The 24,956-nt window shown below is 45.2% G+C and carries 41 protein-coding genes; 34 read left to right on the top strand and 7 right to left on the bottom strand.

What is annotated here, in order from left to right; all coding sequences use genetic code 11:
- Positions 1-9 precede the first annotated feature (9 nt).
- Both BN2373_RS01285 and BN2373_RS01280 read left to right on the top strand, forming a co-directional pair.
- Positions 10-1,671: an ABC transporter permease gene (locus tag BN2373_RS01285; RefSeq protein WP_053942383.1), complete on the top strand. Its 1,662-nt coding sequence runs from the start codon at positions 10-12 to the stop codon at positions 1,669-1,671.
- A 1-nt stretch (position 1,672) separates the two neighbouring features.
- A complete protein-coding gene (locus BN2373_RS01280; protein ID WP_053942382.1) occupies positions 1,673-2,737 on the top strand; it encodes an MBL fold metallo-hydrolase in 1,065 nt (354 codons plus the stop codon).
- 118 nt (positions 2,738-2,855) lie between these two features.
- Here BN2373_RS01280 and BN2373_RS01275 read toward each other — a convergent pair whose 3' ends face one another.
- From BN2373_RS01275 to BN2373_RS01260, 4 genes are all read right to left on the bottom strand, one after another.
- Positions 2,856-3,962: a site-specific integrase gene (locus tag BN2373_RS01275; RefSeq protein WP_053942381.1), complete on the bottom strand. Its 1,107-nt coding sequence runs from the start codon at positions 3,960-3,962 to the stop codon at positions 2,856-2,858.
- A 328-nt stretch (positions 3,963-4,290) separates the two neighbouring features.
- A complete protein-coding gene (locus BN2373_RS01270) occupies positions 4,291-4,983 on the bottom strand; it encodes an NYN domain-containing protein (protein WP_053942380.1) in 693 nt (230 codons plus the stop codon).
- A gap of 221 nt (positions 4,984-5,204) precedes the next feature.
- Entirely contained in the window at positions 5,205-5,549 is a 345-nt protein-coding gene (locus BN2373_RS01265; RefSeq protein ID WP_053942379.1) for an ImmA/IrrE family metallo-endopeptidase, read from the bottom strand.
- Positions 5,530-6,039: a helix-turn-helix domain-containing protein gene (locus BN2373_RS01260; RefSeq protein WP_053942378.1), complete on the bottom strand. Its 510-nt coding sequence runs from the start codon at positions 6,037-6,039 to the stop codon at positions 5,530-5,532. Before BN2373_RS01260 ends, BN2373_RS01265 begins: the two co-directional genes overlap by 20 nt.
- Positions 6,040-6,175: 136 nt before the next feature.
- Here BN2373_RS01260 and BN2373_RS01255 point away from each other — a divergent pair, with 136 nt between their 5' ends.
- Both BN2373_RS01255 and BN2373_RS01250 read left to right on the top strand, forming a co-directional pair.
- The gene (locus BN2373_RS01255; RefSeq protein WP_053942377.1) at positions 6,176-6,379 is read left to right on the top strand and encodes a helix-turn-helix transcriptional regulator; all 204 of its coding nucleotides are present in this window, start codon (positions 6,176-6,178) and stop codon (positions 6,377-6,379) included.
- 70 nt (positions 6,380-6,449) lie between these two features.
- Positions 6,450-6,635: a helix-turn-helix domain-containing protein gene (locus BN2373_RS01250; protein ID WP_053942376.1), complete on the top strand. Its 186-nt coding sequence runs from the start codon at positions 6,450-6,452 to the stop codon at positions 6,633-6,635.
- A 532-nt stretch (positions 6,636-7,167) separates the two neighbouring features.
- Here BN2373_RS01250 and BN2373_RS07795 read toward each other — a convergent pair.
- The gene (locus BN2373_RS07795; protein ID WP_154826099.1) at positions 7,168-7,413 is read right to left on the bottom strand and encodes a hypothetical protein; all 246 of its coding nucleotides are present in this window, start codon (positions 7,411-7,413) and stop codon (positions 7,168-7,170) included.
- 222 nt (positions 7,414-7,635) lie between these two features.
- On the opposite strand from BN2373_RS07795, the gene BN2373_RS01240 reads away from it, so the two are divergent.
- The gene (locus BN2373_RS01240; protein ID WP_053942374.1) at positions 7,636-7,878 is read left to right on the top strand and encodes a hypothetical protein; all 243 of its coding nucleotides are present in this window, start codon (positions 7,636-7,638) and stop codon (positions 7,876-7,878) included.
- A gap of 145 nt (positions 7,879-8,023) precedes the next feature.
- Here the strand turns inward: BN2373_RS01240 and BN2373_RS01235 are convergent, their stop codons facing one another.
- Positions 8,024-8,449, bottom strand: coding sequence for a hypothetical protein (locus tag BN2373_RS01235; protein WP_053942373.1), 426 nt, complete (start codon positions 8,447-8,449; stop codon positions 8,024-8,026).
- Positions 8,446-8,865, bottom strand: coding sequence for a hypothetical protein (locus tag BN2373_RS01230; RefSeq protein WP_053942372.1), 420 nt, complete (start codon positions 8,863-8,865; stop codon positions 8,446-8,448). The genes BN2373_RS01235 and BN2373_RS01230 overlap by 4 nt, the downstream gene beginning before the upstream one ends.
- 154 nt (positions 8,866-9,019) lie before the next feature.
- Between BN2373_RS01230 and BN2373_RS01225 the strand changes: the two genes are divergently transcribed.
- From BN2373_RS01225 to BN2373_RS01090, 29 genes are all read left to right on the top strand, one after another.
- Complete coding sequence (locus BN2373_RS01225; RefSeq protein ID WP_053942371.1) at positions 9,020-9,208, top strand: hypothetical protein; 189 nt, start codon at positions 9,020-9,022, stop codon at positions 9,206-9,208.
- Positions 9,209-9,217: 9 nt separating this feature from the next.
- On the top strand, positions 9,218-9,442 hold the full coding sequence (locus tag BN2373_RS01220; protein WP_053942370.1) for a hypothetical protein: 225 nt from the start codon (positions 9,218-9,220) through the stop codon (positions 9,440-9,442).
- An 8-nt stretch (positions 9,443-9,450) separates the two neighbouring features.
- Positions 9,451-9,588, top strand: coding sequence for a hypothetical protein (locus BN2373_RS07875; protein ID WP_162200038.1), 138 nt, complete (start codon positions 9,451-9,453; stop codon positions 9,586-9,588).
- A gap of 22 nt (positions 9,589-9,610) precedes the next feature.
- Complete coding sequence (locus BN2373_RS01215) at positions 9,611-9,997, top strand: helix-turn-helix domain-containing protein (protein WP_053942369.1); 387 nt, start codon at positions 9,611-9,613, stop codon at positions 9,995-9,997.
- An 89-nt stretch (positions 9,998-10,086) separates the two neighbouring features.
- Positions 10,087-10,314, top strand: a complete 228-nt coding sequence (locus BN2373_RS07870; protein ID WP_053942368.1) for a hypothetical protein — start codon at positions 10,087-10,089, stop codon at positions 10,312-10,314.
- On the top strand, positions 10,304-11,245 hold the full coding sequence (locus tag BN2373_RS01205) for a YqaJ viral recombinase family nuclease (RefSeq protein WP_053942367.1): 942 nt from the start codon (positions 10,304-10,306) through the stop codon (positions 11,243-11,245). Before BN2373_RS07870 ends, BN2373_RS01205 begins: the two co-directional genes overlap by 11 nt.
- Entirely contained in the window at positions 11,242-12,093 is an 852-nt protein-coding gene (locus BN2373_RS01200) for a recombinase RecT (protein WP_053942366.1), read from the top strand. Before BN2373_RS01205 ends, BN2373_RS01200 begins: the two co-directional genes overlap by 4 nt.
- A gap of 33 nt (positions 12,094-12,126) precedes the next feature.
- A complete protein-coding gene (locus tag BN2373_RS01195; RefSeq protein ID WP_053942365.1) occupies positions 12,127-12,738 on the top strand; it encodes a DUF4373 domain-containing protein in 612 nt (203 codons plus the stop codon).
- Between the two features lie 129 nt (positions 12,739-12,867).
- Complete coding sequence (locus tag BN2373_RS07865) at positions 12,868-13,068, top strand: hypothetical protein (protein ID WP_053942364.1); 201 nt, start codon at positions 12,868-12,870, stop codon at positions 13,066-13,068.
- Positions 13,046-13,393 (top strand): DUF1064 domain-containing protein, encoded by a 348-nt coding sequence (locus tag BN2373_RS01185; RefSeq protein ID WP_053942363.1) that lies wholly within the window; start codon positions 13,046-13,048, stop codon positions 13,391-13,393. The genes BN2373_RS07865 and BN2373_RS01185 overlap by 23 nt, the downstream gene beginning before the upstream one ends.
- 16 nt (positions 13,394-13,409) lie before the next feature.
- Positions 13,410-13,826, top strand: a complete 417-nt coding sequence (locus BN2373_RS01180) for a sigma factor-like helix-turn-helix DNA-binding protein (RefSeq protein ID WP_162200037.1) — start codon at positions 13,410-13,412, stop codon at positions 13,824-13,826.
- Positions 13,827-13,891: 65 nt separating this feature from the next.
- Positions 13,892-14,359 (top strand): Panacea domain-containing protein, encoded by a 468-nt coding sequence (locus BN2373_RS01175; protein ID WP_053942361.1) that lies wholly within the window; start codon positions 13,892-13,894, stop codon positions 14,357-14,359.
- Positions 14,359-14,925 carry a hypothetical protein gene (locus BN2373_RS01170; protein ID WP_053942360.1) on the top strand — a complete coding sequence of 189 codons (567 nt, stop codon included), beginning with the start codon at positions 14,359-14,361 and terminating at the stop codon, positions 14,923-14,925. Before BN2373_RS01175 ends, BN2373_RS01170 begins: the two co-directional genes overlap by 1 nt.
- A gap of 280 nt (positions 14,926-15,205) precedes the next feature.
- Positions 15,206-15,649 (top strand): terminase small subunit, encoded by a 444-nt coding sequence (locus tag BN2373_RS07605; RefSeq protein WP_074017928.1) that lies wholly within the window; start codon positions 15,206-15,208, stop codon positions 15,647-15,649.
- A complete protein-coding gene (locus BN2373_RS01160) occupies positions 15,636-16,307 on the top strand; it encodes a PBSX family phage terminase large subunit (RefSeq protein WP_053942358.1) in 672 nt (223 codons plus the stop codon). The genes BN2373_RS07605 and BN2373_RS01160 overlap by 14 nt, the downstream gene beginning before the upstream one ends.
- A gap of 133 nt (positions 16,308-16,440) precedes the next feature.
- A complete protein-coding gene (locus BN2373_RS01155; protein ID WP_053942357.1) occupies positions 16,441-16,998 on the top strand; it encodes an NUMOD4 domain-containing protein in 558 nt (185 codons plus the stop codon).
- A gap of 272 nt (positions 16,999-17,270) precedes the next feature.
- A complete protein-coding gene (locus BN2373_RS01150) occupies positions 17,271-17,768 on the top strand; it encodes a terminase large subunit (RefSeq protein WP_053942356.1) in 498 nt (165 codons plus the stop codon).
- 11 nt (positions 17,769-17,779) lie between these two features.
- Positions 17,780-19,126 carry a phage portal protein gene (locus BN2373_RS01145; protein ID WP_053942355.1) on the top strand — a complete coding sequence of 449 codons (1,347 nt, stop codon included), beginning with the start codon at positions 17,780-17,782 and terminating at the stop codon, positions 19,124-19,126.
- A complete protein-coding gene (locus tag BN2373_RS01140; protein ID WP_053942354.1) occupies positions 19,095-20,429 on the top strand; it encodes a minor capsid protein in 1,335 nt (444 codons plus the stop codon). The genes BN2373_RS01145 and BN2373_RS01140 overlap by 32 nt, the downstream gene beginning before the upstream one ends.
- Entirely contained in the window at positions 20,422-20,613 is a 192-nt protein-coding gene (locus BN2373_RS01135; RefSeq protein WP_053942353.1) for a hypothetical protein, read from the top strand. Before BN2373_RS01140 ends, BN2373_RS01135 begins: the two co-directional genes overlap by 8 nt.
- 163 nt (positions 20,614-20,776) lie before the next feature.
- Positions 20,777-21,376 (top strand): DUF4355 domain-containing protein, encoded by a 600-nt coding sequence (locus BN2373_RS01130; protein ID WP_053942352.1) that lies wholly within the window; start codon positions 20,777-20,779, stop codon positions 21,374-21,376.
- Positions 21,377-21,390: 14 nt separating this feature from the next.
- Positions 21,391-22,266, top strand: coding sequence for a hypothetical protein (locus BN2373_RS01125; RefSeq protein WP_053942351.1), 876 nt, complete (start codon positions 21,391-21,393; stop codon positions 22,264-22,266).
- A gap of 11 nt (positions 22,267-22,277) precedes the next feature.
- Positions 22,278-22,637, top strand: a complete 360-nt coding sequence (locus BN2373_RS01120; protein ID WP_053942350.1) for a phage head-tail connector protein — start codon at positions 22,278-22,280, stop codon at positions 22,635-22,637.
- Positions 22,634-22,942 carry a hypothetical protein gene (locus tag BN2373_RS01115; protein WP_053942349.1) on the top strand — a complete coding sequence of 103 codons (309 nt, stop codon included), beginning with the start codon at positions 22,634-22,636 and terminating at the stop codon, positions 22,940-22,942. Before BN2373_RS01120 ends, BN2373_RS01115 begins: the two co-directional genes overlap by 4 nt.
- Positions 22,942-23,283 carry an HK97-gp10 family putative phage morphogenesis protein gene (locus BN2373_RS01110; protein WP_074017927.1) on the top strand — a complete coding sequence of 114 codons (342 nt, stop codon included), beginning with the start codon at positions 22,942-22,944 and terminating at the stop codon, positions 23,281-23,283. The genes BN2373_RS01115 and BN2373_RS01110 overlap by 1 nt, the downstream gene beginning before the upstream one ends.
- A gap of 9 nt (positions 23,284-23,292) precedes the next feature.
- Positions 23,293-23,676 (top strand): hypothetical protein, encoded by a 384-nt coding sequence (locus BN2373_RS01105; RefSeq protein ID WP_053942348.1) that lies wholly within the window; start codon positions 23,293-23,295, stop codon positions 23,674-23,676.
- Between the two features lie 9 nt (positions 23,677-23,685).
- The gene (locus BN2373_RS01100; protein WP_053942347.1) at positions 23,686-24,183 is read left to right on the top strand and encodes a phage major tail protein, TP901-1 family; all 498 of its coding nucleotides are present in this window, start codon (positions 23,686-23,688) and stop codon (positions 24,181-24,183) included.
- Between the two features lie 67 nt (positions 24,184-24,250).
- Complete coding sequence (locus BN2373_RS01095) at positions 24,251-24,619, top strand: tail assembly chaperone (RefSeq protein WP_053942346.1); 369 nt, start codon at positions 24,251-24,253, stop codon at positions 24,617-24,619.
- Positions 24,620-24,654: 35 nt separating this feature from the next.
- Positions 24,655-24,954 carry a hypothetical protein gene (locus BN2373_RS01090; RefSeq protein WP_053942345.1) on the top strand — a complete coding sequence of 100 codons (300 nt, stop codon included), beginning with the start codon at positions 24,655-24,657 and terminating at the stop codon, positions 24,952-24,954.
- Positions 24,955-24,956 lie beyond the last annotated feature (2 nt).

Genomic DNA, 24,956 nt, shown 5'->3' with positions numbered 1-24,956 from the left:
TGAGGGCATATGAGACCAATCCATCTGAAAAAGAAACTGCCACCGGCCCTCCTGTTGGCGGTCTTGACCGGTTTTATTCTCTGCCCTTTGATTACAGTATTCGCCAAGGCGGTCATCATTGATGGCCGCCTTGATCTGTATCAGGCATGGCAGATCATTGCAAGCCCTGAGAATGTTCAAACCGTCCTCAACTCTCTTCTCCTGGGCATTTGTGTCGTCCTTTGTTCGACGATTATTGCTGTGCCGACGGCCTATCTCCTGGCGCGCACCCAGCTCAAGAAGCACGGCTGGCTGGATATTCTTTTTATGATCCCCTTCATGACCCCTCCCTATATTGCTTCCATGGGCTGGATTTTGTTCATGCAGAAGAAGGGCCTCTTCCAGCAGCTCTTTCCTTCCACCGGCTCATGGTCGGAGGCTTTCTTCTGCTTCGGGGGCCTTGTCCTGGTCATGAGCCTGCACGTCTTTCCCTTCCTCATGACCATGCTCAAGAACGCCATCCTGAACATTCCGGCCAGCCTGGAGGAAAGCGGGGCAGTCTTCGGGGCGGGCTTCGGCCTCAGGCTCAGAAAGATTTTTGCACCCCTCCTCACGGGTAACTACGCCATCGGCGCCCTTCTGGTCTTCGTCAAAACCCTGTCGGAATACGGGACGCCCTACACCCTGGGCCGTCGGATCGGCTTTTATGTCTTCACCACGGACATTCACCGCTATTCCACGACGGCGCCCATTGATTTCGGCCGGTCGGCCAGCCTCTCCTCCATTCTGGTCTGCATTTGCATGGCCATGTGGCTGCTGCAGAGCTACATCACCAACAAGAAGAGCTACCGCTTGGTGAGCGGCAAAGGAACCCGCCCGGCTAGAGGGAAGCTTTCCGCCATGGGCCAGGTGGGGGCATGGGCATGGGTCCTTCTGGTTGCCTTTGTGGCGATCGGGATTCCCTATTTCTCCATCATCTCCACCTCCCTGATCAAACTTCGGGGCTTTGGCCTGGCGGCCGGCAACTTCACTCTGGAACACTACAGGGAGCTGATGTCCACGCCCAAAGCCCTCTCATCCATATGGAAAAGTCTCTTTCTCGCCGTATCCTCCGCCACGATTTGCTCGGTGATTGGGACGGCTGTTGTTCTTACGGTTCGAAAGTCCAAGGGCTTTTTCAAGAAAGCTCTGGAAGGGATCAGCCTCCTTCCGGAAATGCTACCAAGTATCGTTCTGGTCATCGGCATCATGCTTTTCTGGAATGCCATTTACAATGTCATCCCGCTCTATAACACCCTGGGCATCATGGTCCTGGCCTATGTGGTCCTCTACTTGCCCTATACGGTCCAGTATGTGACCTCCGCCTACAGCCAGATCAACGAGAGTCTTCTGGAAGCAGGACGGACCTTCGGGGGAACGCCGGCCTATGTCTTTCGCTGGATCACCCTGCCCATGATCTCCCGAGGCATCTTTGCCGGCTGGATGATGATTTTCATCATCGCCTTCCGCGAGCTCGTAACGGCTAGCCTCATCGCCCCGCCCAACACCCTGGTCGTCTCCACTTACATCAACCGGGAATTTGAACAGGGGAGCGTCTCCCTAGGTATGGCCATGGCTGTTCTCTGCGTCCTGATCACCACGACCGCACTCCTGATTTTCAACCGTCTTGTCGATAAAAGGAAAGAGGCCTGACTTGGAGTTGATCATTGCAGGCGGCGTGGGTGAGCACGGCCGCAACGCCTTTCTGGTAAGGGGAAGGGAAGTCACTTTTCTTGTAGATTGTGGGAAGATGGCCGGCATGCCCCAAGAACCCTATCCCCGGCTGACGGAAGATCAGATCGGCCGCATGGATGCGGTCTTCTTGACCCACAGTCACGGCGACCATACGGGGGCCCTTCCCTGGCTCTTTAAAAAGGGATTTTCGGGCCGCGTTATCGCTTCAAGGGAGACCCTGACTCAGCTCCCCTTTCCGGTCAAAAGACCCCTTGCTCTGGAAGGCTTGTGTCCGGTGGGAAAGGGGCACTTCCAAAAGCTTAAACTGACTTGGGGGCGGACCGGCCACTGCGCGGGGAGCGTATGGTACCGCTTTGAGGAAGGCGATCGGGCCATCCTCTTTTCGGGCGACTACATTGAGGAGACAAAGGTCTATGCCTGTGATCCCATTCGAGGTCAGACGGCCGACCTGGCCATCCTGGACTGCGCCTATGGCCCGGATGATAGGCCCTATGCTCTATCCTGTGACCGGCTCATTCAGGGGACTGAGTGCCTCTTGTCCAAACACGCTCTCCTTCTTTTTCCTGTGCCCAAATATGGACGCGGACTGGAAATTTTGGCCCTCTTTTCTGCAGGCCGGGGTCAAGTGTCTTGCTTCGGAGATGACTTGTTTCTGGAAAATCTCGCCAAGCAGAGGGAAGGTGGATTTTGGTACAAGCCGGCTCAGATATGCCGGTCGGTGACGCCCTATAACGGGGAAGGGGAGGGGATAGTCTTTGTCTCCGACCCTCAGCTTAAAAGCCCATGTGCCCGAAAGATAGCGGACCATATCCTCTCCCTTGGCGGAATAGGGGTCATGACGGGAACCCTGGAAGAAGGCTCCTTTAGCAAAGAGCTGGTCAATCGGGGGCTCATGGAAGAGTGGCGCTACCCCGTCCACCAGAATCTGAGACAGTATGAGAGGCTGGTGGGGCAGAACCACTTTTCAAGGGCCATTCCCTACCACTCTGAAGCAATTACCTCGGAGCAGAAAATTGAATTTTGATGAAAAAAAATCCCACCCTGTTTACGCAGGATGGGGTTATCTTTTATGGATCCGATGGGGATATAAAGAAACGCTGTTTCCCTTGCTTTCCGTGCCTGTCGATAACAGTCTGATAACATCAAACGCTTTTGATGTAGTCAATGAATGAATCCATGGACTTCTTTTTGGCTTCTTTCGTGACATGGGCGTAGATGTCCATCGTAGTCTTAATGTCAGAATGACCCAGTCTGTCCTGGACTTCCTTAAGCGACCAGCCAGCGGCAAAAAGCATAGAGCAGTGGGTATGCCTCAGGGAGTGTACGTTGATCTTTTTATCGATGGATGTTCTTTTTAGGGCTGACTGCAGCTTCACATAGGGCTTGCTTAGTGGTATGGGCTTTCCCATGGCAGATGAAAAGATATAGCCGTTCATGGGGATAGGGGACTGTGTACTCCTATAATCCTTTAAGGCCTGGAGGGTTTCATCGTCTAGGCTAATTGTCCGGTTCCCGGCTGTTGTTTTCGTACTTGTGACATAAGGGATATTCCCCATCCCTAAAGTAACCGTTTTTGATATCTCAATGATCTTATTCTTAAAATCAAGGTCAGTCCATTGTAGAGCCAGGGATTCCCCTTTTCTCATGCCTGTAAATGCCAGTAAGCGGAAATAGGCCTTCCACATGGGATCATCTATGGCATCCAGTAGTTCTCGAAGTTCTTCGATCTCCAGGAATTCTGCTTCCTTCTTTTCAGCCTTCTTTTTGGGCTTGATTACCCGGTCAAAGGGATTTTGCTTATCAACGATGCCGGTCTTATAGGCGTAGTCGTAGACTCTTCTAGCGTAGTCATAGACTTTCCCATATGAGGTAAATTTCTCTGACAAGGCGTCCGCAAAGTCCTGGCAATCAATAGGCCGAATATCCGAAAGAAACATCTGCCCGAAAGCCGGAAGAATGTGATGGTCGAAATACCCGCAGGTCTTATTGAGGGTGGATTCCTTCACCGTGTCCTTATAGTAGGTAAGCCACTTCTTATACGCTGTTTGATAGGTTAGGTTGGTTGGCGTTTCCATTTTCCCGGTATCATAGGCATAGTGGAGGGCATTGACGGCGCTTTGGGCTTCCTTCTTTGTCTTGAAGCCCCTTCGTGTCACCATAATCCGCTTCCCTGTGATCGGATTCATGCCAAGGTGCTCCGTGAGCTTATACCGATCACCTTTCTTGGTGGAGTACTTTGTAATTGTCATTGGCAGTCCCTCCTTAAGAAAAAATAAATCCTTGGTTTCAGCCGTTCCCGTATCGTGGGGGACTTACTTCCAAGGATTGAAATAGTATTACGCTAAACTCTTTGTTTAGCTTAGGTATATGATATCAATCCATTGGAAGTGGTTCAAGTGTATTCTTTCTGCTAGCCCGCACTATAAGATGTAGAGCTTGTAAATTCTAACAAACCGCTTAAAATATAGATAAAGATAACTTGTGAAGGAGTAACGCTGGGTCCCAGAATGGGGTAGGCCAAAGGCTGAGCAATCCTATGCGCCTGGGGTTATCTTTTTTTTTGCATATATAGTTAGCTTAATTTTTTATGCGGCCTGAAAACTTTCCATATTCATCAGGGCCATCTACGGCGGATCTTAGCCCATCAATATGCTCGTTTAGACCGGATTTAATATGAGACCACATGGGATCCAGTATAAAATCTATGCCTTCTCGACGTGCAGCTTTCGCAGCAGGTACAAAATCACTATCTCCAGCTATCAAAATGATTTGCTGAGCTTGCTTTTTATATGCAAGAGAAGATATATCCAGACCAATTTTCATATCAACACCTTTTTGGCGTGTATCGAGATGAATATCATTTTCAGATAAGTCTTCTGGTTTAATTTTTCCAGAAAGAAGTTGGCTTAATTTCCTTCCTCTAAGACACCATGTTGGATTCTTTTCGTCCATCACACCAAGCCTTAATGCAAGTTTTCTTTTCTTCCTTAATTCCTCGAAGAAATCTAGTCTCCATTTTGCCGTAGGAGTTTTAATATAATTGATTGGCTTTTGTGTGATTGGATGAATTGTTTTTATTTCTGCAGGTGGGCAATCATAGTAGAAGATTCTATATAACTCAGCATTAGGGGAATGGATCTTCGAAAGTTTGATATGCGAACTACAATAGGCAACTAAAATATTTGCCGCTTGTTCGGGGGATCTTGTTCCAAAAATTTTCTTCGCACGGTTTAAATAGAATGCTCCATCAATTAATATCGCTATTTGCATTTTCTTCTCCTCAAAAAAATCCCTGAGCTCTGGACACCTAATTATGCTAGGGCCATACTGTCAGGGAATGGATAAAGGGTTTAGATGGGTTAAAACCAGATCTAACAGTCCTTAATTGACTGTATTTATATTATATTGCATTCCCCTAACAGAATCAAACTGAATTGTGAAATATGGGCCTATAAATCAACTGATTTGATTTATTCCCTGTTTATCTCCTCCTAAAAATCCATCAACAGCTCCGCAAAGTAGTCGGCTTCCTCTTCCAGTTTTCTTCCCTTAAAAAGAAAACTGTAGTGGGCCATCTCTACATCATGGAGGATAGCGTGGCCAAGCTCATGGGCTAGGACTTTTGCCTGTAATTCCACAGGGCAGGCATCGGATAAAAAAATCATCTCTTTATCGTCAACCTTGATATAGCAGGCAGGAGAGTCGTTCAGCGCAGAGGATTCACTCGGGACCACCTTCAAGGAGATGCCGATGGCTTCAATCAGTTCCTCCAAGGATAGGAAGTAGTAGCACTCCTTAATCCCTGTGACGATCTCCTCAATCTCTTTCCGCTTCATCTTTCAGCTCCTTGTAGAGCCTATAGAGGCTTTCGTCGTCCCGATCCTCGTAGTTTTGCCCATCGAAGGCCGCCATCCGGACGTGGTCCCTAAGCCAGATCAGGATCTCCTCACGGGAGGGACGTTCTCCGTCGGTTTCTCGCTCATCGGTCATACTGTATAAGGAGGAGGACAGGAAATCTTCCGCATTGGGTTTGATCACACGGGTGGGGGAGATTAAGGTGAAGTTTTCATCTTTGAATAGGATTTGCTTATTTTCATATTCAATTCTTTCTGGAAGAATTGTTGTCTTAGTCGTTTTACCAAGCAAGTAATCGACATCAACATTAAAGATATCCGATAGGTCTTGGAGTACATATGTACTGGGTACTCTGTTGTTTGACTCATACATTGAAACGGCACTCCGTGAAAGGTTAAGAATTTCTGCCAGCCTAGATTGGCTCATCCCCTCACGTTCTCTTAATAACTTAATAATATCCCCGGTTTTCATACACACTCCCCCTTTCTTTTTAATAGTATACACTTTTAGTGAAATAGGGTCAATAAAAATGTCACTTTGAGTGTTGACACTTTAAGTGAATTATGATATCCTTGATTCAACATAAGGGAAGGGGGGTGAAGCCAAAATGTGCAAAGCCGGAGACCGCATTAAAGAATATCGGTCTATGCTTAATATAACGCAGAGAGATTTAGCCAATCAGCTTGGTGTCGCCATTTCAACGGTGAGCATGTACGAAAATGGAGAAAGAGCTCCAAGCGATACTGTGAAGGTTAAACTAGCCGAAATTTTTGGGACGAGTGTTGGCGCTCTTTTTTTTGATGAAAAATGACACTTTAAGTAAACAAAAAGAGGCCCCAATGAAACCTGTATGCACGGGGAGGCCTTGAAAGGAGGGGAGAGTGGAAGGGCTCACTAAGTTACGCCAATCGGAAAGGCTAACTCAAAAGGAAATGGCGGAGAAGCTAGATATTACCGTATCAAGCTATACGAAGCTTGAATTAGGATTACGAAATCCGAGTTTTAAGTTGTTAAAACGCATGAAGAAAGAATTTCCTTCCTGCGATATGAACAAGTTTTTTCAATAAAAAAGGATGTTCTGCTGCTTCAGAACATCCCTGCGGAAAGGAACTTGCTTCACATCGCAAGCAGTCGATGCCACAACTTAGCCAGTATCGCCCCTGGCGCTGCAATAGGACCGTAAGATGACCCGTGACTTTGTTGATGTTCCAGGCCTTGGCCTGAGATTAAACAACAACTGCCAGTTTAACGTCCCTGTATGACGGATGCCACCAGTCAGTGGAAAAAACGGATCTTACGGCAGAAGCACAGCGTACGTCAAAAGTTTTGTCATAAGACATCACCTCGCTTTCATTAAGCGAATTCGTACAATTCAAGTTTATCAATGTTGCACTATCGGTGCAAGATAACCCGGGAAGCCGGGAAAGGAGGGGAGTGTGGAAGTAAATATTACCGGTCAATACACTGACATAGCAGACCTTAAGAAAATCCTTCAAAAGGTGTCTGAGATAGAAAAAGAGTGCAATTGCACTTGCACCCTTAATCTTTTTGAAGACTTGTCTAACGAGTTTCCAATGTTTGAAGCTTTCGCAAAAGAAGTTAGTTCTGTGAATCAGAAGGATCTACGAGCAAGTCAACCAAGGTATTTATGAGCACTTGATCAGAATGACGAATAGCTAAACGGTAGATGGCAAGAGAAGTATTCCAAGGATCGATTGTTCCGTCTTTGCCAACAAATTCCTGGGTGGCTTCTATTATATAGCTCTTATCCATGTGTTTTGCGACTCGTTCCCTAGCTGTATTAACAGCAGATTCGATTTCAGAAATAGTAAAAGATTTATTCACTAATGTTTCTCCTTTCTATAGATTTCGGTACGGCCATACCGATGACTCAAGTATAGCAAAGGGAAAGGGGAAAGCGGAAAGGAGAAGAGAGTGGTGGAAAAACTTATCCTAGGCATTCTGATTATCCACTTGATAATGAACGTAATCATTTTAATCCGCTTGCATAGGGATGATTGAGTAATCCTAATTTACTAAAAGCTGAATAACTACAAGGAGGGGAGTGTGGAGAAACCAGCTAACACATCAAAGCCCATCATCAAGCTAAAGAGCCTTGATGAGTATAAAAAAAGACTCAACCGAGTCATCCAAGCTTGTGAGGAGCTTCAAGAATCGACCGAGTCTTTAATGAATTACATTTCTGGTTCGGATGCCGAAATACAGCTTCAGAATGTTTTCAGGTTTTCGAATGAAGACATTACTGTATTGAGCCAAAAGATAGACCAACTATTTCATCAGCAAAAATAACGATGAATGGAGGAGAAGATGAGAAATCTAATTCTAGGGATTTTAAACATACTTACTCTTCTCATCAACGCAATAGCGCTTTGGAACCTCTTTTTCCTGATGAGAAGTGATTGGTGGGAGCCGAGTAAAACAAGGCTTGAAGGGATTATTGATCGGTTGATCCGTGGCCAGTGAGGGTCAGGTATTCGGAGATCAGCTTATCCATATCACAATCAAAGAGTTCCGGACGATAAGAAGGATCTACGCTGTAAAACGCAAGCTTGCTTAAAGACTCAAGCTTTTCTTGAGAAGCAGGGACGGAATGAACAGGGCCATCTTGAAGGTCGTTAATATAAAGCTTGATCGGCTCATTAGCCATCGGTTCGTAAACGATAGAAATGATGAGATTTTCAGAAAGTGTAATGAAGCTTCTACTGATATCCACTTCTCGGTATTCATTGCTCGTAAAGAGTAAATCAATCGAATCAGTAGCGAAGCGGCCACGAATAAAAGCACCGTACACAGTCCATGTTAGGTCATGGGATTCCGTTTGTTTGATAAGCGTATCAACGAAAGATTCATAAAGACTCATCGGCTACATTCCTTTCTGATTGTACCTTTTAGTTCCCCGGTTGCCTGGTAAATGGCATCCAACGAACTCAAATAGGAGGGATCTTCAAATGATTGTAGAGCATTGAGAATCTCGGCCAAGTTGTTACAAGATTCTAAGATAGCCGGGTTGAGGTCTCCATACTGATTCTTTAGCTGAGAAGATAAACGAAGCAACGAAAGCCTAGCATTATCAAAGGTGTTTTTATCCTTCAATTCCCGCTCAACCTTTGAGAGTTCTTTTTCAATGCGCTTCTGATCAAGAAAGAGAGATTTCCGACCCAATGCAAGGCTTACCTCTCGTTTAATCTTCACAGAAAAGTATAGCGTGAAGAGGGAAAGGACAAACTCAATGGGAGTTAAAAACTGGTTTATGTTGTTTAGAAATTGGTTGCCCATATAATCACCTGTCGTTGTTGCTCTTTAGGCCAATATCACAGTTGTTTCTTGCTTAGAGCATATCTCATTATAAGTGAACTTGGAAGAAGAAATTTTTGAATTTCTTTCTTGATGATCTAAAGAAAGAGGCCTTGAAAGGCCTAAAGGAGGAGTGATGAAAGACATTATGACACGAAAGGAGTGCGCCGACTATATGGGAATCAGCCTAAATACTCTTGATAAGTGGCGAAAAGATGGCCTTGTCGTCAACAAGATCGACCGAGCAGTATTTATTTCCGCACAGAATCTCATGAGTTTTCTAAAAGATCATGAAGTTAATGATTATGAAGAATGGCAAAAGTAAGGAGGAGAGATGAAGAAAAAGATTAATACGGAAGACGTGAAGACCATAGACACCCCGGCGGAAGGTTTCCCGTCTGGAGCCATAGGTGGGATTACGGTCACCCTTGAGATGAAAAACGCTGATGAGTATAAAAAAAGACTTAAGGCGCTAGTCCAGTGCATTCAAGCGGTTCAAGAAGCGATGGACGCCGTGGAAGGCTTTGAGCTTAAGTGCGTTCCAAAAGTAAAGAGATAGGAGGATGAATGATGAGACTAAAAGATTGGAAAGACTGCACACGATCCCAAAAGGTGGCCCGCATACTGCTTTTTGGGCCGGTGATCCTAGCAGGCGTGGGCTATATGTTTGCTGGTCTGTGGTTTTGCTGGATCATCATGAGATGACACCGGCAGAGGAGGCGCTTTTATGATTGGAGAAAACATAGCTTACAAAAGAAGATCTCTTGGTTTGAAGCAAAAGGAATTGGCTGAAAAAGTCGGCATAACTGCCTCAGCAATTTCATTGATTGAAACAGGGAAAAATACGCCTACTGCTGGCAATCTACAAAGAATAGCGGATGCATTAGGTACTACAGATCAGTTATTGATGGAAGATAGGAGAATAATCTACAAAGAGGCCTGGGATGAATTGAAAGCCTGGGCAACTATAAGCCTCTTGATGGCGAATTCTGGATGGTCTAATTTTGGCAATTCCACTACCGTCACACCAGAGACGTTAGAGGTAGTTATAGCGGTGATGGAGGAGATTGAAAAGGAATTAGATAGGGAATACCTTGAGAATAAAAAAGACTAAGGGCGATCCTACCGAAAGGACCGCCCGAGATGGTTGTAATGAGTGGGGACTCATTTACACCTCTAGTATATCACAGGAGGTACAGAACTTTGAAATTTAGTGAGATTGAAAGTCAACATTGGAGAGAAGTACAGGCTCAATTTGAAGGGTGGTATGAAATCCCGGTCGGCTATTGCACGGAATGCGGAGAGCCAATCAACGAAGAAGAAGAGGTGTATGTCTTCGGGAACGGTGAAATGATTCATGAAAACTGCTTGGATGATTGGGCATACCGGTTTAAGGCAACTGCCCACAAGGAGGATCCCCGTGCCATATAAAGTCATTGCTAATACTAAAGATCTTTCCCGAGAGGATTGGCTCAAGATGCGGAAAGACTATATCGGCGGTAGTGATGCTTCAGCTGTGTGTGGGTTAAATCCCTGGCGGTCTGTGCTCGATGTTTGGATGGAGAAGAAAGCTACTGAGATTCAGGATAATCCCTCCTACAAGATGATTCTGGGAAACAAATTGGAACAGACGGTTGCGGAGCTTTTTGAAGAGAAGACCGGAAAGAAGGTTCGCCGAAACAACCAGATGATGGTCAGCGAAGAACATCCTTTTATGCTGGCAGATATCGATAGAGAGATTATTGGGGAAGGAGCCATCCTGGAGTGCAAAACCACCTCCGGATGGAACCGGGACCAATGGAAAGACGGCGTTGTTCCTATTTGGTACCAGCTCCAGGTCCAGCATTACATGGCGGTAACAGGGGCTTCTCTAGCCTATGTGGCTTGTATGATCGGCTTTGAAGATTTTGTTATCCGGGAGGTCGAAAGGGATGAGGAAACCATCGGGCTCTTGGTTGATTTTGAAAAGCGGTTTTATGAAGGGTTGAAGGATCCTGAGTGGATGCCAGATCCGGATGGGTCCAGTGCCTACACAGAGGCTTTACGGTCGAAATATAGTCGCTCCATATCTAATAGTGACCCAGTAGCCCTGCAGATGGATATTCGCCCTTATTTCGCCCTTGAGGAGGAGATAAAAGAACTCACGGAGCGGAAGGAGCGAATGGCTCAAAAGATGATGAAAGCACTTGGCGAAGCGGAGACAGGGGAGAGTAAAGATGCCTTTGTGACATGGAAGAGTGTGACTTCAAACCGCTTCGATTCCAAAAGCTTTCGGAAAGATCATCCGGATTTATATGAAGAGTACAAGAAAGAATGCACGTCACGGCGTTTTAAGGTGACCAAAAAGGAGGAGAACCAATGACAACCGCAAAGCAAGCTCTAATGAAACAACAGAAAGCACAGATGGAGCCCACCCCCACGCAAAACATGCAAAGCCTCCTTCGGAGCATGGGGAAGGAAATAGCCAATGCCCTTCCGGAGAACGTCAAGTCGGAGAGATTTCAGCGGGTAGCCCTTACAGCATTTTCAAGTAATCCAAAGCTTCAGCAATGCGATCCGGTAAGCTTCTTGGCCGCTATGATGCAGTCGGCCCAACTGGGACTGGAGCCTAACACGCCTCTTGGACAAGCCTATCTCATCCCTTATGGTAAGCAGGTCCAATTCCAACTTGGTTATAAGGGAATCATTGACCTAGCGATGCGGTCGGGTCAATACGAGTCAATCTATGCCCATGCCGTCCATGAAAATGATGACTTTGATATGGACTACGGCCTAGAACAGTCGTTAAAACATAAGCCTTTATTATCTGGCGATAGGGGGTCTGTGATCGGCTATTACGCCGTCTATAAACTCACAAACGGGGGATACGGCTTCGCCTATATGACTAGAGACGAAATCCAGGCCCACGGAAAGAAGTTTTCCAAAAGCTTCTCGAATGGACCTTGGGCCACAAACTTTGACGCGATGGCTAAAAAGACGGTGATTAAACAAGCCCTGAAATACGCCCCCATGTCCATTGAGCTTCAAAAGGCAACTTCGGTTGACGAGAAATCCACCAGTAAGGAAACGACTCAATCAGCGATTGACGAGAATATTATTGAATCCGCCTTTACGTATGTGGACGAGGAGACCGGTGAAATTCATGATGAAGATGGAGAGGATGATTTTCTAGGGAAGGACTTCAAGCCGGTAGAGGGGATTGAGGGATAGACACAGGATTCCCATTAAAGGAGGTGATGCCTCTTGGGAAACATTCCGAAACAAGGTATCGACTACTTTGATTTGGATGTGGATTTCCTGGATGACATAAAGGTTCGTAAAATCACACGTGCTTGTGGAGCGCAGGCCGTTGCTGTACTCATCAGCTTGCTCTGTCGTATCTATCGTTTTGAAGGATACTACATGGTGCTTGACGACGATGCCACTTTCCTGATTGCTGAGCAGACCGGGGTCAGAGAGAGTCTTGTACAGTCGGTAGTTGAAAAAGCGACTTCGGTGGGATTCTTCGACGCTGCTTTATATAAAGAGCGTAGGGTTCTCACGTCTGGAGGCATTCAACGTCGGTTCTTCAATGCCGTTAAGCGCAGAAGCGTGGTTCGAGTCGACGCAACCATTGTGTCCAATTTGCAAAATGTAAGCAAGAATGCGATTGATGTCAACAAGAATCCGATTGATGTCGACGGGAATCCACAGAGTAGAGTAGAGGAGAGTAGAGTAGAGGAGAGGAGAGAACAGCAGGCAGAGGCCGGAGGCCGATCTGCTAAAACCCCTCCCCCCGCCTTTTATTCAAGAAGAAAACAAACCGATGCGATGCTTAAGAAGTCCAGAAAGAGATCTTTAAGGGGAGATAAGTAAGGAGAAGAACATCAATGCCAATAGTACAAATCATAGTCTATATCCTTCTAATCATTTGCGTTATAGATATTACACTCTTTATCTATCTCCTCAAAGTTCATTGGAATGAAGTGAAGAAGGGAAAGATAAATGAAAAATCAAGAGAAGAAACTACAAGCACTAAGGAACAAATTCAATGATGAAATCTCTGTACTGATTGTAGAAACCATGGAATCAGAGATTAACGGAACATTGGATGAGCATGGGTTTTACTTAGAAGCCTGTGCTCTCTATAGGAGCTATCAAGGAAAGTATGTCGAGGCTTGCCATGAGAAGATACAGCAAGTATAACGCCAAGAGAACGAAGGTTCTCGGACATACCTTTGATAGCAAAGCAGAAGCCAACCGGTTTTTATATCTTAAAGCTCTAGAGCAGAAGGGAGAAATACTGGATCTTGAGTTGCAGCCAAGATTTCCCTTACTGGATAGCTATGTTAATGGAGAAGGTAAAAGGATACGACCTATTAGCTACGTGGCAGATTTTCGATATAAAGATGCAGAGAGTGGGGAAGTCGTTATTGAAGACGTAAAGGGGCGAGAGACTGATGTCTACCGGCTGAAAAAGAAGTTGTTTGAGAATAAATACAATCCCTTAACCATCCGGGAAGTTAGGTAATTAGTGAGGTATGCCAATGGGTTCTGAACGACAAGAAGTGAAATTGACGAGGGAGGTTCTTGAGTCCATTCCCTCGATTCGGCGGAGAATTGCAAGGCTTAAAGAAAAGCTGCATGAGAGGCCAGTGTTATCTGGTCTTCACTATTCCGTGAATAACTCGCATGGAAACGGAACCCATTCTGAGCTTGAGGGGCTGGTTATTTGGAGAGATAAAATTATTGACAAAATCATAAGAGAATACGACAGGCTGTATGAGGTCCAGGTTAAAATTTATGACTTCATCAGATCGCTTGAAAGTGAGAAAGAAAAAGAGGTCGTGGAAATGTACTGCATCGACGGGCTGACTTTTGAAGAGATAGGGAAGAAAATCCATTGCAGTCGTTCGACAGTTCAACGGCTTTATTACCAGGCGATAAGTAGAATAAATAACTAAGCACCGCCACTTAAAATGGGGTATAGTATAGCTAGCCGAAAGAAGACAAAAGGAAGGAGGATATCATGGCCAGTATTTTTGATGTTGCAGATTGGTTTTTATCAAAGGAATCCATGTCGCCTAAGAAATTACAGAAGCTGGTTTATTATGCCTATGCGTGGTCACTAACGCTCCTTAACGACTCTATTAATTCTTTAGAGTATCGATTATTTGAGGACGCACATCCAGAGGCTTGGGTCCATGGTCCTGTTTTCCCTGAGCTCTATCGACAGTATAAAAGATATGGAGCGTCTGATATTCCAAAAAGAACAGGCGAAAGCAACTCAACTTTTTCAAGTGATGAGTTAGATGTTCTTGAGCAAGTCTGGGATGTTTATGGCAGGTATTCTGCAAATCAACTTGAGCATTTTACACACCAAGAAGATCCTTGGAAAAACGCAAGAGTGGACTGTGCATCATATGAAGTTTGTACCAATGTTATAAAAGATAGAGATATTTTTGAATGTTATGCAGACAGGCTGAGCGTTGACTGATGGGGAAAAATAACAGACGTAAGATTCCTAAGCCGAAGAAAAACGATAAGGCACAAAGCGTAAGAATTGGTAGAGAAAATCAAACACTAAGATCGGAAGGGCTGGTGTTTGATCTTTCTTTTGAGTACCTGTTTTGCTTAGTGAATGATAAGGATTTTTATAATCAGTGTAAGAATGAATCGCATTTTGTGGATTCTTTAATGCTTTTGCACCAAACTATTTCCAAACTTTCTGGGAAATCTACTAAAGAATTGTTTGCATCGCAACATTATCGCCACTGTCATTTGATTGGTCAAGATAAACGTGATTTAGTTGTTCGATTAATTCAAAAAGCCGCTAGAAATGGTGGGCATCCCGAGGCGGTTAGACTAACTGACCATTTGTTAGGAGATGAAGATATTTATCAGGTGGGGATAGAAAAGGGAACCCGAATAATAGGCATAATCGGTCAATCAGGAATTTTTACTGTTCTATTATTAGATTTTCATCACAAGCTATATTCCAATGAAACTAAAAATCGCCTTAAACAAAATCATTGCAAGTATACACCTTCATGCCCAGACTGAGCAAAATGGGCAAAATGAACATTGAACTTGTTGTATACTATAGGCAGTAAAGATCGTCCAGAAATGGACGGTCTTTTTTGTGGCGAGAAGAGGCACGGGCTTTTATAGCTGGTGCCTTTTTTATTGGGCCACTCAGAGATGATTCCTCCTTTCATGGCATAGGTGGAAGGCCGGGTGCAACTCCCGGCTGGTCCATTTTTAAGGTCTGTAGTGGGAGGTTTTCCCTTTAGAGGAGGACAGACAGGTTAAAAAGACGTAATTAGAAGGGAGATGATGACTTATTCGGAAATTAACGACAAAACAAAAAAGATTCGCGGATGAGTATATCATCTCCGGCAATGCTACAGAAGCAGCAAGAAGGGCGGGATATAGCGGAAAAACCGCTGGAGTGATAGGCAGTGAAAACCTTACAAAACCTAATATTTCTAGTTATATCAAAAGGCGTATGGATGAAATTGAATCGAAGAAAATTATGACTCTAGAAGAAGCCCTGGCCCGGACAAGTGCTATCGCACGAAGAGAAATTCAAAAAGGCTATTCAAAGCAGGTGGACAAGGTAACCGGTGAAGTCCTTAAAGATGTGGAGTACACCTTCACACCGTCTGTCGAGGAAGCACAGAAGTCACTCGAGCATATCATCCGCTGTAACGGGGGATTTATGGATAAGCTTCAGGCCGATGTTGATATGGAACTGTCTTTGGAAGTGAACTATGAAGACGATTAATCTTCAGGCAAATAGGGTTTTTAGGCCCGTTCATCATTCCAAATGCCGGTACGTTGCTATGAAAGGCTCAGCCGGATCCGGGAAGTCTGTTGATACGGCGCAGCAATATATTGTTCGTCTCATGGCAGATAAGGGCAGAAATCTCCTGGTGATGCGTAAGTCCGAGGTGACGAACAGGGACAGTACTTTCTACGAGCTCATGGCGGCTATTGACCGGCTGGAGGTTGGCCGATACTGGAAGGCGACGCTTAGTCCGCTTAAACTCTCCTGCATCAATGGGAACTCGATTATCTTTCGGGGATGTAATGACCAGAAGCAAAGGGAAAAGCTCAAGTCCATCACCTTCGCTAAGGGAAAGCTGACCGATGTTTGGCTAGAAGAAGCCACGGAGTTTACACAAGAGGACTTTGAGATCATTGATGACCGCTTGCGTGGAAAACTTCCAGAAGGCCAGTTCTATCAGATCAAGCTGACCTTCAATCCGGTATCAAAGAATCACTGGATAAAGGCGGCTTTCTTTGACCATAAAGATAAAAATACATTCTCTCACCAGTCAACCTATCTGGATAACCGCTTCATTGATGAGGCTTACAAAGAGAGAATGGCGAGAAGGAAACTCCTGGATCCTGACGGATACCGCATATATGGCTTAACCTAAAAAACTAAGGTCATGTAAAACCTGCTTAATTCGGTGAAAGCCCTAACGTGAAAGACGAGGGTAACCCCGAGCTAAAACAATGTAAATGTTGACATCCCATAAATTATATGGAAATATAATAAGGGGTGACAATATGAAGGAAATATGGAAACCAGTTGAAGGCTATGAAGGATTGTATGAAGTATCGAACACAGGCAAAGTAAAGTCATTGAAGCGGACGGTTAAATCTTATAATGATCGGGACAGGACATTCAATGAAAAGATACTGACATTGCATTCTTCAAAAATCACAAAGCGGCATCCTAAACCTATGTATCATGTTGAACTGTGGAAGAATAACAAAAGACAGGTGAAGATGATACACAGGCTTGTTGCTGAAACATTCATTCCGAACCCTGATGGAAAACCGCAGGTTAATCACAAAGATGGGGACAGGATGAATAACAGCGTTGAAAATCTTGAATGGTGTACTTGCAGTGAAAATTCAAAGCATGCATACAAAACAGGACTTTCAAAGCCTAAAGGTTGCAAGCCAATCAGAGGTATAAACAAAAAGACGGGGGCTGTTGTTGAGTATCAAAGCATAGAAGAAGCGGCAAGAGAACTGAAAGGTAACGCCAATGCAATACGGGCTTGCCTAAAAGGCCGATCTGCTTCTTCATGTGGTTTCCGTTGGGAATACATTGTTTGAGTGTAACGACTATCGAAAGCACACTAAAAGCACTGCTGAAAAGCGGTGCTTTTTTCGTGGAAGTGAGTAGAGTAAGATTCAAGCGAATCTGAAACAGCAGGGGCTTCTTATGAAGTCAAGATATAGTCTGAACTGTATGGAAACATACAGAGAGCAAGCGGAAGCGGCTTGTTCGTAACGAAATTGTAGGTGAATGGGGAGAAGTTGGGGGGCTAATCCTCAAAAACTGGGAAGCTTGCGAGTGTAGTAGGAATCTTGCCGATTATGATGATGTGGCTATAGGACAGGACTTTGGATATAACCATGCCAATGCAATACTGCTTATTGGAATAAAGGATGAAGACCTATATGTCATTAAAGAACTCTATGAGTTCGGGAAGGACACCCAGGAGCTTATCAGCTTAGCGGAGGATAAGTTTCCTAAAACAAGAACCATGTGGTGTGATTCAGCAGAGCCTGATCGGATTCAGATGTGGGGGAGAGCCGGTTATATGGCCCGCCCCGTCTCCAAGGAGACGATCAGAGGGAAAAAGTATCAAGCTGTGCAGGTTGACTGGCTGAAGCAGCGGAGGATTTATATTGATCCATCCTGCACCAACACCATCAAAGAAATATCCCAATGGAAATGGAAAAGAGATCAAGCGTCGGGCGAGTACTTGGATGAGCCGGTCGCTTTTTTTGATGATGCCATGGCCGCTTTGAGATACGGCGTTGAAGGATGGCGAAAGGAAATTGGAGTGAGTGTCCATCTCATCCGACATTCCCTTTAGGAGGACAAGCCATGTATAAAGAAAAGGCATTTTATATGGATCCGGAAGAGGAGATGACCCAAGAGAAACTTTTGGGATTTATTTCAAAGCATCGCTCTCTTGTTGGAAGATATAAAGAACTTAAGCGGTTGTATGTAGGTGATCAAGATATCTTGTATCAAGACCCCAAGCCTGCGACAAAGCCGGACAACCGAATTGTTGCCAACTTTGCACGATATATTGTCGATACTTTTAACGGCTATTTTATGGGGATCCCGGTAAAGACTGTTTCAGGCAAGGAAAAAGTCTCAGATTACATCCAGCTTTTAGAGAAATATAACGATCTCGATGACCTCAATTCGGATCTTTCTAAAAAGTGTGATATCTACGGTCATGCCTTTGAACTGCTTTACATGGACGAGAATGCCCAGGTTGGTATCACCCAGATCGCCCCATCGGAATGCATCCTGGTTAGATCGACAAGCATAAGGGAGACCCCACTCTACGGCATCCGTTATACCGATGCCGCGGATGGAAAGATGATCGGGACCATATCAGATAATACCTCCATCAAATATTTTGAGGAAAGAGCCGGAGAGCTGATTTATACAGAGGAGAAGCCCCACTACTTCGGTGCGGTGCCTATCATTGAATACGTGGAAAATGAAGAACGTATCGGGGCTTTTGAGTGGGTTGAATACCTCATTAATGCCTACAATAAGGCAATTAGCGAAAAGGCGAATGACGTTGACTACTTTGCGGATGCCTATATGAAAATTTTAGGCGCAAAGTTAGACACCGAGATTCTTTCGGAAATACGAGATTACCGGATTATCAATCTGGAGAAGACCGGTGGCGATGGTCAGTTGGTTGTTGATTTCATGGAAAAGCCCAATGCGGATGCCACACAGGAGCATTTGCTGGAACGCATTGAAAAACTTATCTTCAATCTTTCTATGGTGCCGAATATTAATGACGACAAATTCGGCACGGCATCGGGCATTGCACTCCAATATAAGCTCCAAAGCATGAGCAATCTTGCCAAGACAAAAGAGCGTAAATTTGCCCGGGGCTTTAACGAACGCTACCGCTTGATAGCGAATCTTCCGAATTCTACGATCAGTCAAAATGACCTCGTAGGAATAGACTATAAGTTTACTCGAAATCTACCGGCAAACATCAAAGAGGAAGCAGAGACGGCACGCAGTCTTCAAGGGATCACATCAGATGAAACCATTTTAGAAAATCTTTCTGTTGTTGGGGACGTCAAGCAAGAGCTGGCACGCATTGAGGAAGAGAACCGGCTAGAGCCGATGGTAGAGCTTCACAACCATCAGGAGGCAGAGAGTGAAGAAGACGCTGCTAACGAAGAGATATAATCAGGCGATCGATAAAGAAGTAAGCTACACCAGGAAGCGTGAACTGGCGTTTATAAGAGATTCGATCATCGCCGATGGGCTATACTTAAGCAAATTAAAGGAGCTCTACAAGAGAGTTAGCATAAGCCTTCAGGCGGATATCAAGAATCAATACCTTCGCTATGCCGGTAAGGAGGGCTTGGATATTAACGCTGCTTATGAGAAGGCCAGCAAGATGGACGTAAAGACCTTCGCAGAAAAAGCAAAGCGGTATGTGGAGACCAGAGACTTTAGTGATAAGGCGAATGCAGAACTCAGGCTGTATAACCTGAAGATGCGTACTAGCCGGATTGAACTGATGAAACGGGAGATTGAGCTTCACGGACTTAAACTATACGATGAAGAATACCAACTACTCGCTACCCGATTATCACAGGACTCAATAAAGGAGATTGAACGACAAGCCGGAATTCTGGGATTGAGTGAACCGACTCGAAAAGCACTCCTTCGGAACGTCGATAAAATTATCCTAGGCAACTTTCAGGGAGCTCCATTCTCATCACGGATATGGGCAAACAAGGAAGAACTGGTAAGTCGCTTGCAGGTTGGCCTGGAACGATCCCTACTTTTGGGAGAACATCCTTATCAGTGGGCAAATCGCTTAGCTGATCTAGTCGATAAAGAAACGGGAGTAAAAGGCGGAGGGGCACTTTTCAAGGCCCATCGACTGGCGATTACAGAGTCCGCGAGAGTGATGACGGAAGTCCAGATGGATTCCTTTCGTAGGGGAGGATATAGCAAGTACGAATGGATTGCGGAGATCGACCACAGGACATGCCCGATATGTGAAGCGATGGATGGCCGGATCTTTGATACCGAAAAAAGTGCCATTGGCGGGAACTTGCCACCCTTACATCCTTTTTGCCGCTGTAGCATAGCTGCTGCGGTGGATAAGGGGTATAATGAAAATGAACCGATTGAAGATCAATCTGATGAATCAATAAGATCCTGGATAGATGACCATGACAAGATTTTGAATCACGAAAAGTTTGAAGAACATAATTATGGCAGTAAGAGGTATAATTCAGAGAAGAGCAAAATCAACATTCCAGAGAAGCAGACACAGGAATTGATTTATGATAGAGCGGGGTCAGGAGAACTTAGACGTAATGGAAGAGGATTATGGACTAAAAAAGAGTTTATTACGGATAAGAGATTTTTGGGAGAGGTTGAAGGCAATTTAACTCATCGCTTTAGCATAGAATATAAAGATAAGAAGTGGGTTCATATTGTTCCTAGAAAGGAGGGGGCGAAAAATGATTAGTGAGAAACTCATGAGGCAGGCGGACGGTAAAACAATCAATATTTCCTTCTTTCCGGAGAAAGATTTGAAGCATGTAAAGTGTACAAACTTTTATAGAAAAGAAGAAGATGATGAGGAAAATATGTTAGAAATAGGGAACATTTTGTTAAATCAATCTGAGATTGAATCGATAGAAATCCTTTAATCTAATTCAAGAAAACCATATAAACCAAAGCAGTAGGCATTGTGCCCACTGCTTTTTTATTGCCCAGCCGTGGAAGGCATTAAAAGCTACGGTGATGTCTAGACGTGGAAGACGGTAAACACTACGGAAATAAGCCGACAGGCGTAAAAATGGAGGAGTAAAAATGGCAGATGACAAGAATTCAAAGGAAATGCTGGAACAGGAGATCGACCCCACTCAAGACGATTCTCAGTCGAATGGTAAAAGCCCTAAAGACGAGAAGAGAGCGGAGAAGACTTTCACACAAGAAGAAGTCAACGCTATCGTCCAGGAAAGGGTGAAACGTGCTGTATCAAAGGCAGAAGAGAAGGCCAAAGCAGATAGGGAAGAAGCGGAAAAGCTGGCGAAGATGAATGCCCAGGAACGAATGGAGCATGAAAATCAGAAGCTCAAAGACGAACTTGCTGAACTACGAAAAGCAAATACTTTAAGCCAGATGGCAAAGACAGCAAGGGGAATGCTTAGTGAGAGAGGAGTTCATGTCGAAGATGCATTGGTTCAAACTCTTATCACGGATAAGGCCGAGACCACCCAGAAAAATGTGGAATCCTTCTGCAAAATGTACCAGAAGGCTGTAGAAGCCGGTATCAACGAGAAACTCAAAGGGAAGACTCCAAACCGGATGTCTCCCAAGGGGATGACTCGAAATGAGATTCTTGGCATCAAGGACATCGGAGAGCGGCAGCGAGCAATCGCAGAGCACTTGGATCTTTTTAATTCATAATCGGAGGGAATATTATGGCAGCAGAAGTCAATTTAACAGAAACTTTCGTCAAGGCGCAGTCCATTGATTTTGTAGAGATGTTCGGGAAACAACTGAAAAGTCTTTTTGATATGTTGGGCGTACAAAGAAAGGTGCCCTTGAGTGCCGGATCCACCATCAAAACCTATAAGTCCTCAGTGACTTTGGATGGTACGAAAGTACCGAAAGGCGACATCATTCCGCTGTCGCAGGTAAAAGTGGAAGAAGGCGATCCCATCGAGCTTACCTGGGATAAGAAGCGTAAAGCGGTAGCCGTGGAAGATATCCAGAAGTACGGCTTTGAACAGGCAATTAATGTGACCGATCAGAAGCTTCTGAGAGAACTTCAAAAAGAAGTGAGAAAGGGCCTTTTCGGATATTTGGCAAAAGGCACCGGGAAAGCAACAGGAGAGGGCCTCCAGGGCGCTATTGCTCAAGGCTGGGGTCAGGTCCAGGTCGCTTTTGAAGATGATGCTGTGCGCACGGTTATCTTTGCAAATCCTCTTGATGTGGCAGATTATCTGGCAAAGGCGCAAATCACCATCCAAAACGCATTTGGCCTGAACTATGTGGAGAATTTCCTTGGTGCTGATGTGGTCGTTCTTTCTTCCGCTATCACGAAAGGAAAGCTCTATGCAACCGCTGCGGACAACCTGGTCTTTGCTTATGCCGTCGTTTCCGGTGGAGAAATTGGAAAGGCCTTTGACTTCGTGACCGATCAAACCGGGGTTATTGGTGTAACTAAGGACATCAACAAGCAGCGCTTAACTGCCGAGACCATTGCTCTTTCTGGAACAGCCCTTTATGCAGAACGACTGGATGGGGTGGTTGTTGTGACTATCAAGGCTCCGACGGCAACCCCTGCTGCATAAGGAGGCGATAGATGGAAGCGGTAGATAGGGCTCAAGCACTAATCTTTGTAGACAGTACACCGACGGAGGGGCAGGTCAAGCTCCTCCAGTCGGTAGCCGGTCTCATGGAAGCACGGTTACTTGGAAGGCTAGCAGCACTAATAGAAAAGCCCGTTGAAAGAATGCCTGAAGAGCTAGAGTATATTTTGGTTGAGCTGATTGTTCGCCGCTTCAATCGTGTGGGTTCTGAGGGGCTGAAGTCCGAGAGTATTAGCGGGCATAAGGCCGAGTACACGGGAGACGACCTAGCCGGCTTTGAAGGTGACTTGATGAAATGGGCAGAAGCGCAGGAACTTGATGGTGGGAAGAGAGGGAGGATTCGGTTTTTATGAGGTACGATAAGAAAATCTGTTTTGTTAGGAATCCCTTCGGACCGGTATACAACGAAGAAACTGGAAACTACGATGATGCGGAACCGCAGAGAGAATGGACGGCTTGTCTCATCTCCGATATGGGCGAGGAGATGATGAATCTTCTTTTTGGGAAAGTAGTAAGCGGCGCGAAGACGATTGCACTTCCCGGAAGTGTCCATACTGCCTGTGACTACATTGAGGATGATGAAGGCGATAGGTACCAGGTGGAGCTAAGACAAGAGGCAAGGCATGACACAATCTTTCAGGTGAGGAGGATGCAGTAATGGCACACTTCAAGATTAAAGGGATTGCAGAGGCCATGTCATCGATTAAAAGTCTCCAGCATATTGCTGCTCCTGAAATGGTCAAAGTCGTCAAGAAAAACGGGGCGGAGCTCCAGCAGAAGGAAATGCGAATCGTCCCCGTCGATACTGGCAACCTTAAGCGTTCAATATTGCTTGCCGTTGAAGATAACGGGATGACATCGACTGTGGAACCAACGGCGAATTATGCGGGATATGTGGAATACGGGACCCGCTTTATGGATGCACAACCCTACGTTCGTCCAAGTTATGAACAACAAAAAGAGATTTTTATGAAGGATATGAAGAAGTATGTGAAGTAGGAGGGGCCTATGGTATCCCCCGAACAGGAAATCTTTACAGCGTTTAGGAAAATCGGAACCAGGATAAATGGGTGGAAAACCTACGATCATTTGCCTGGGAAAGACACTGCTTATCCCTTCCTCTTCATCGGCGAAGAATATGGGGGGATGAAAGCGGTCAAGACCGGCCGGATGGGGCGGGTCAATCAGACGGTTCATTTTTATAACAATAATCCCTATCAAAGGGGAGAGATGAGCACAGCAATGGAAGACTTTGTCAGAGAAGCTATGGAGCTTACTCAGACAAAGTCTTTTCATATTGACTGCTCTGATTACCGTATGCAGATGGTCTGGGACACATCTACTGGAACGCCACTCATGCACGGGATTTTAGAATTTACCGTGAACTACTAGGAGGTAGAAATGGAACAAGCAAAAAAAGGAAAAAAGATTGTTTTGTTATGGCGGCTCTTAAAAGAGGCGAAAGAGAAAGACGGAGGATTGATGATGTTCCAGACGGAGCACTCCGTTGAAAAGTCTAGAGATAGTGACAGCGTAGTGACGAAAACCGGAACCATTCGAAATGTCGGAGCCTTGGAAGAGGAAGTCCCTTTCACCTCGCTCTGTGCAATGGATGACCCGGTTCTGGATTATCTGAATACGGCCATTGATGAGGGGGAAGAACTGGAACTTTGGGAAGTCGACATGAACGGAGAATCACAGGCTGGAAAATATCCTGCGAAATATCGTCGTGGATACTTATCTGAGCTCAGTTATACCGCAAATGCCGAAGACAATATGGAAGTGGAAGGTACCTTTGCCACAGAAATGCAAGCCCAGAAGGGAGAGGTCGCCCTTACTTTATCTCAAACTGAAGCTGTCCAATACCAGTTCAGAGGAACAGAGAAGGTCGCCCAATAACTGAAATGAACCGATAGGGGAGGGGAAACCCTCCCTTGTCTTTTGCCAGTAAAAAAAGGAGGAAGTGATGGAGATCACAATCAAAAACAAGAAGTACGAACTGAAATTTGGATTCCAAGCCATCCATTACCTGGATAAGCTTCATTTCGTTCAGCTAAATGGCATGGAGTTTGGGCAAGGCATTCGCTCATCCGTCATTGCTTTGATGGATGAAAATCCGGCTGCAATTTTTGAAACGATAAAAGCAGGACTGATTACAGAGAAGCAAAAACCGAGCGATGAGGATTTGGAGTCTTACATCGCAGATCTTGCGGAGAAAGGGCAGATGGATCAGCTTTTTCAGGACTTGCTCAGGCTCTACGAGAGTCAACCTCTTACCAAGAGCCTGGCGAAAAAAGTGAGAGTATCCGTGGAGAAGGCGGGCAAAAACGCCTAATAACCTATTTTGATGCACTTACTGAAGTAAAGCGAATGTATCCATCGATGAGCATGGAAGAGATCCAACAAACAACACTAGCTGATCTAGAAGTGTTGGTCCGTGCTTATCAGCTCCATCGGGTAGATGACATGTTCATCGCCAGCTATACCGCTTGGCAGAGTTCTATCGCCCAGGGAACGGACAAGAAAGGAAAGCCTATTTTCAAGGCTTTTAACGATTTTTTCAATTACGAAAAAGAAATGAAGAAGGTCCAAGGGGATACAGCAAGGAAAATAAGTGCTATTGATACTGCGGGACTGAAACTCGTAGCCAAGGCCAATCGTGAGGTATAAGT

Origin of the sequence: Kallipyga gabonensis, from assembly GCF_001286805.1 — a bacterium.
GTDB classification, from domain to species: Bacteria; Bacillota; Clostridia; order Tissierellales; family Peptoniphilaceae; genus Kallipyga; species Kallipyga gabonensis.
This window is presented reverse-complemented; position numbering and strand designations above follow the sequence as displayed.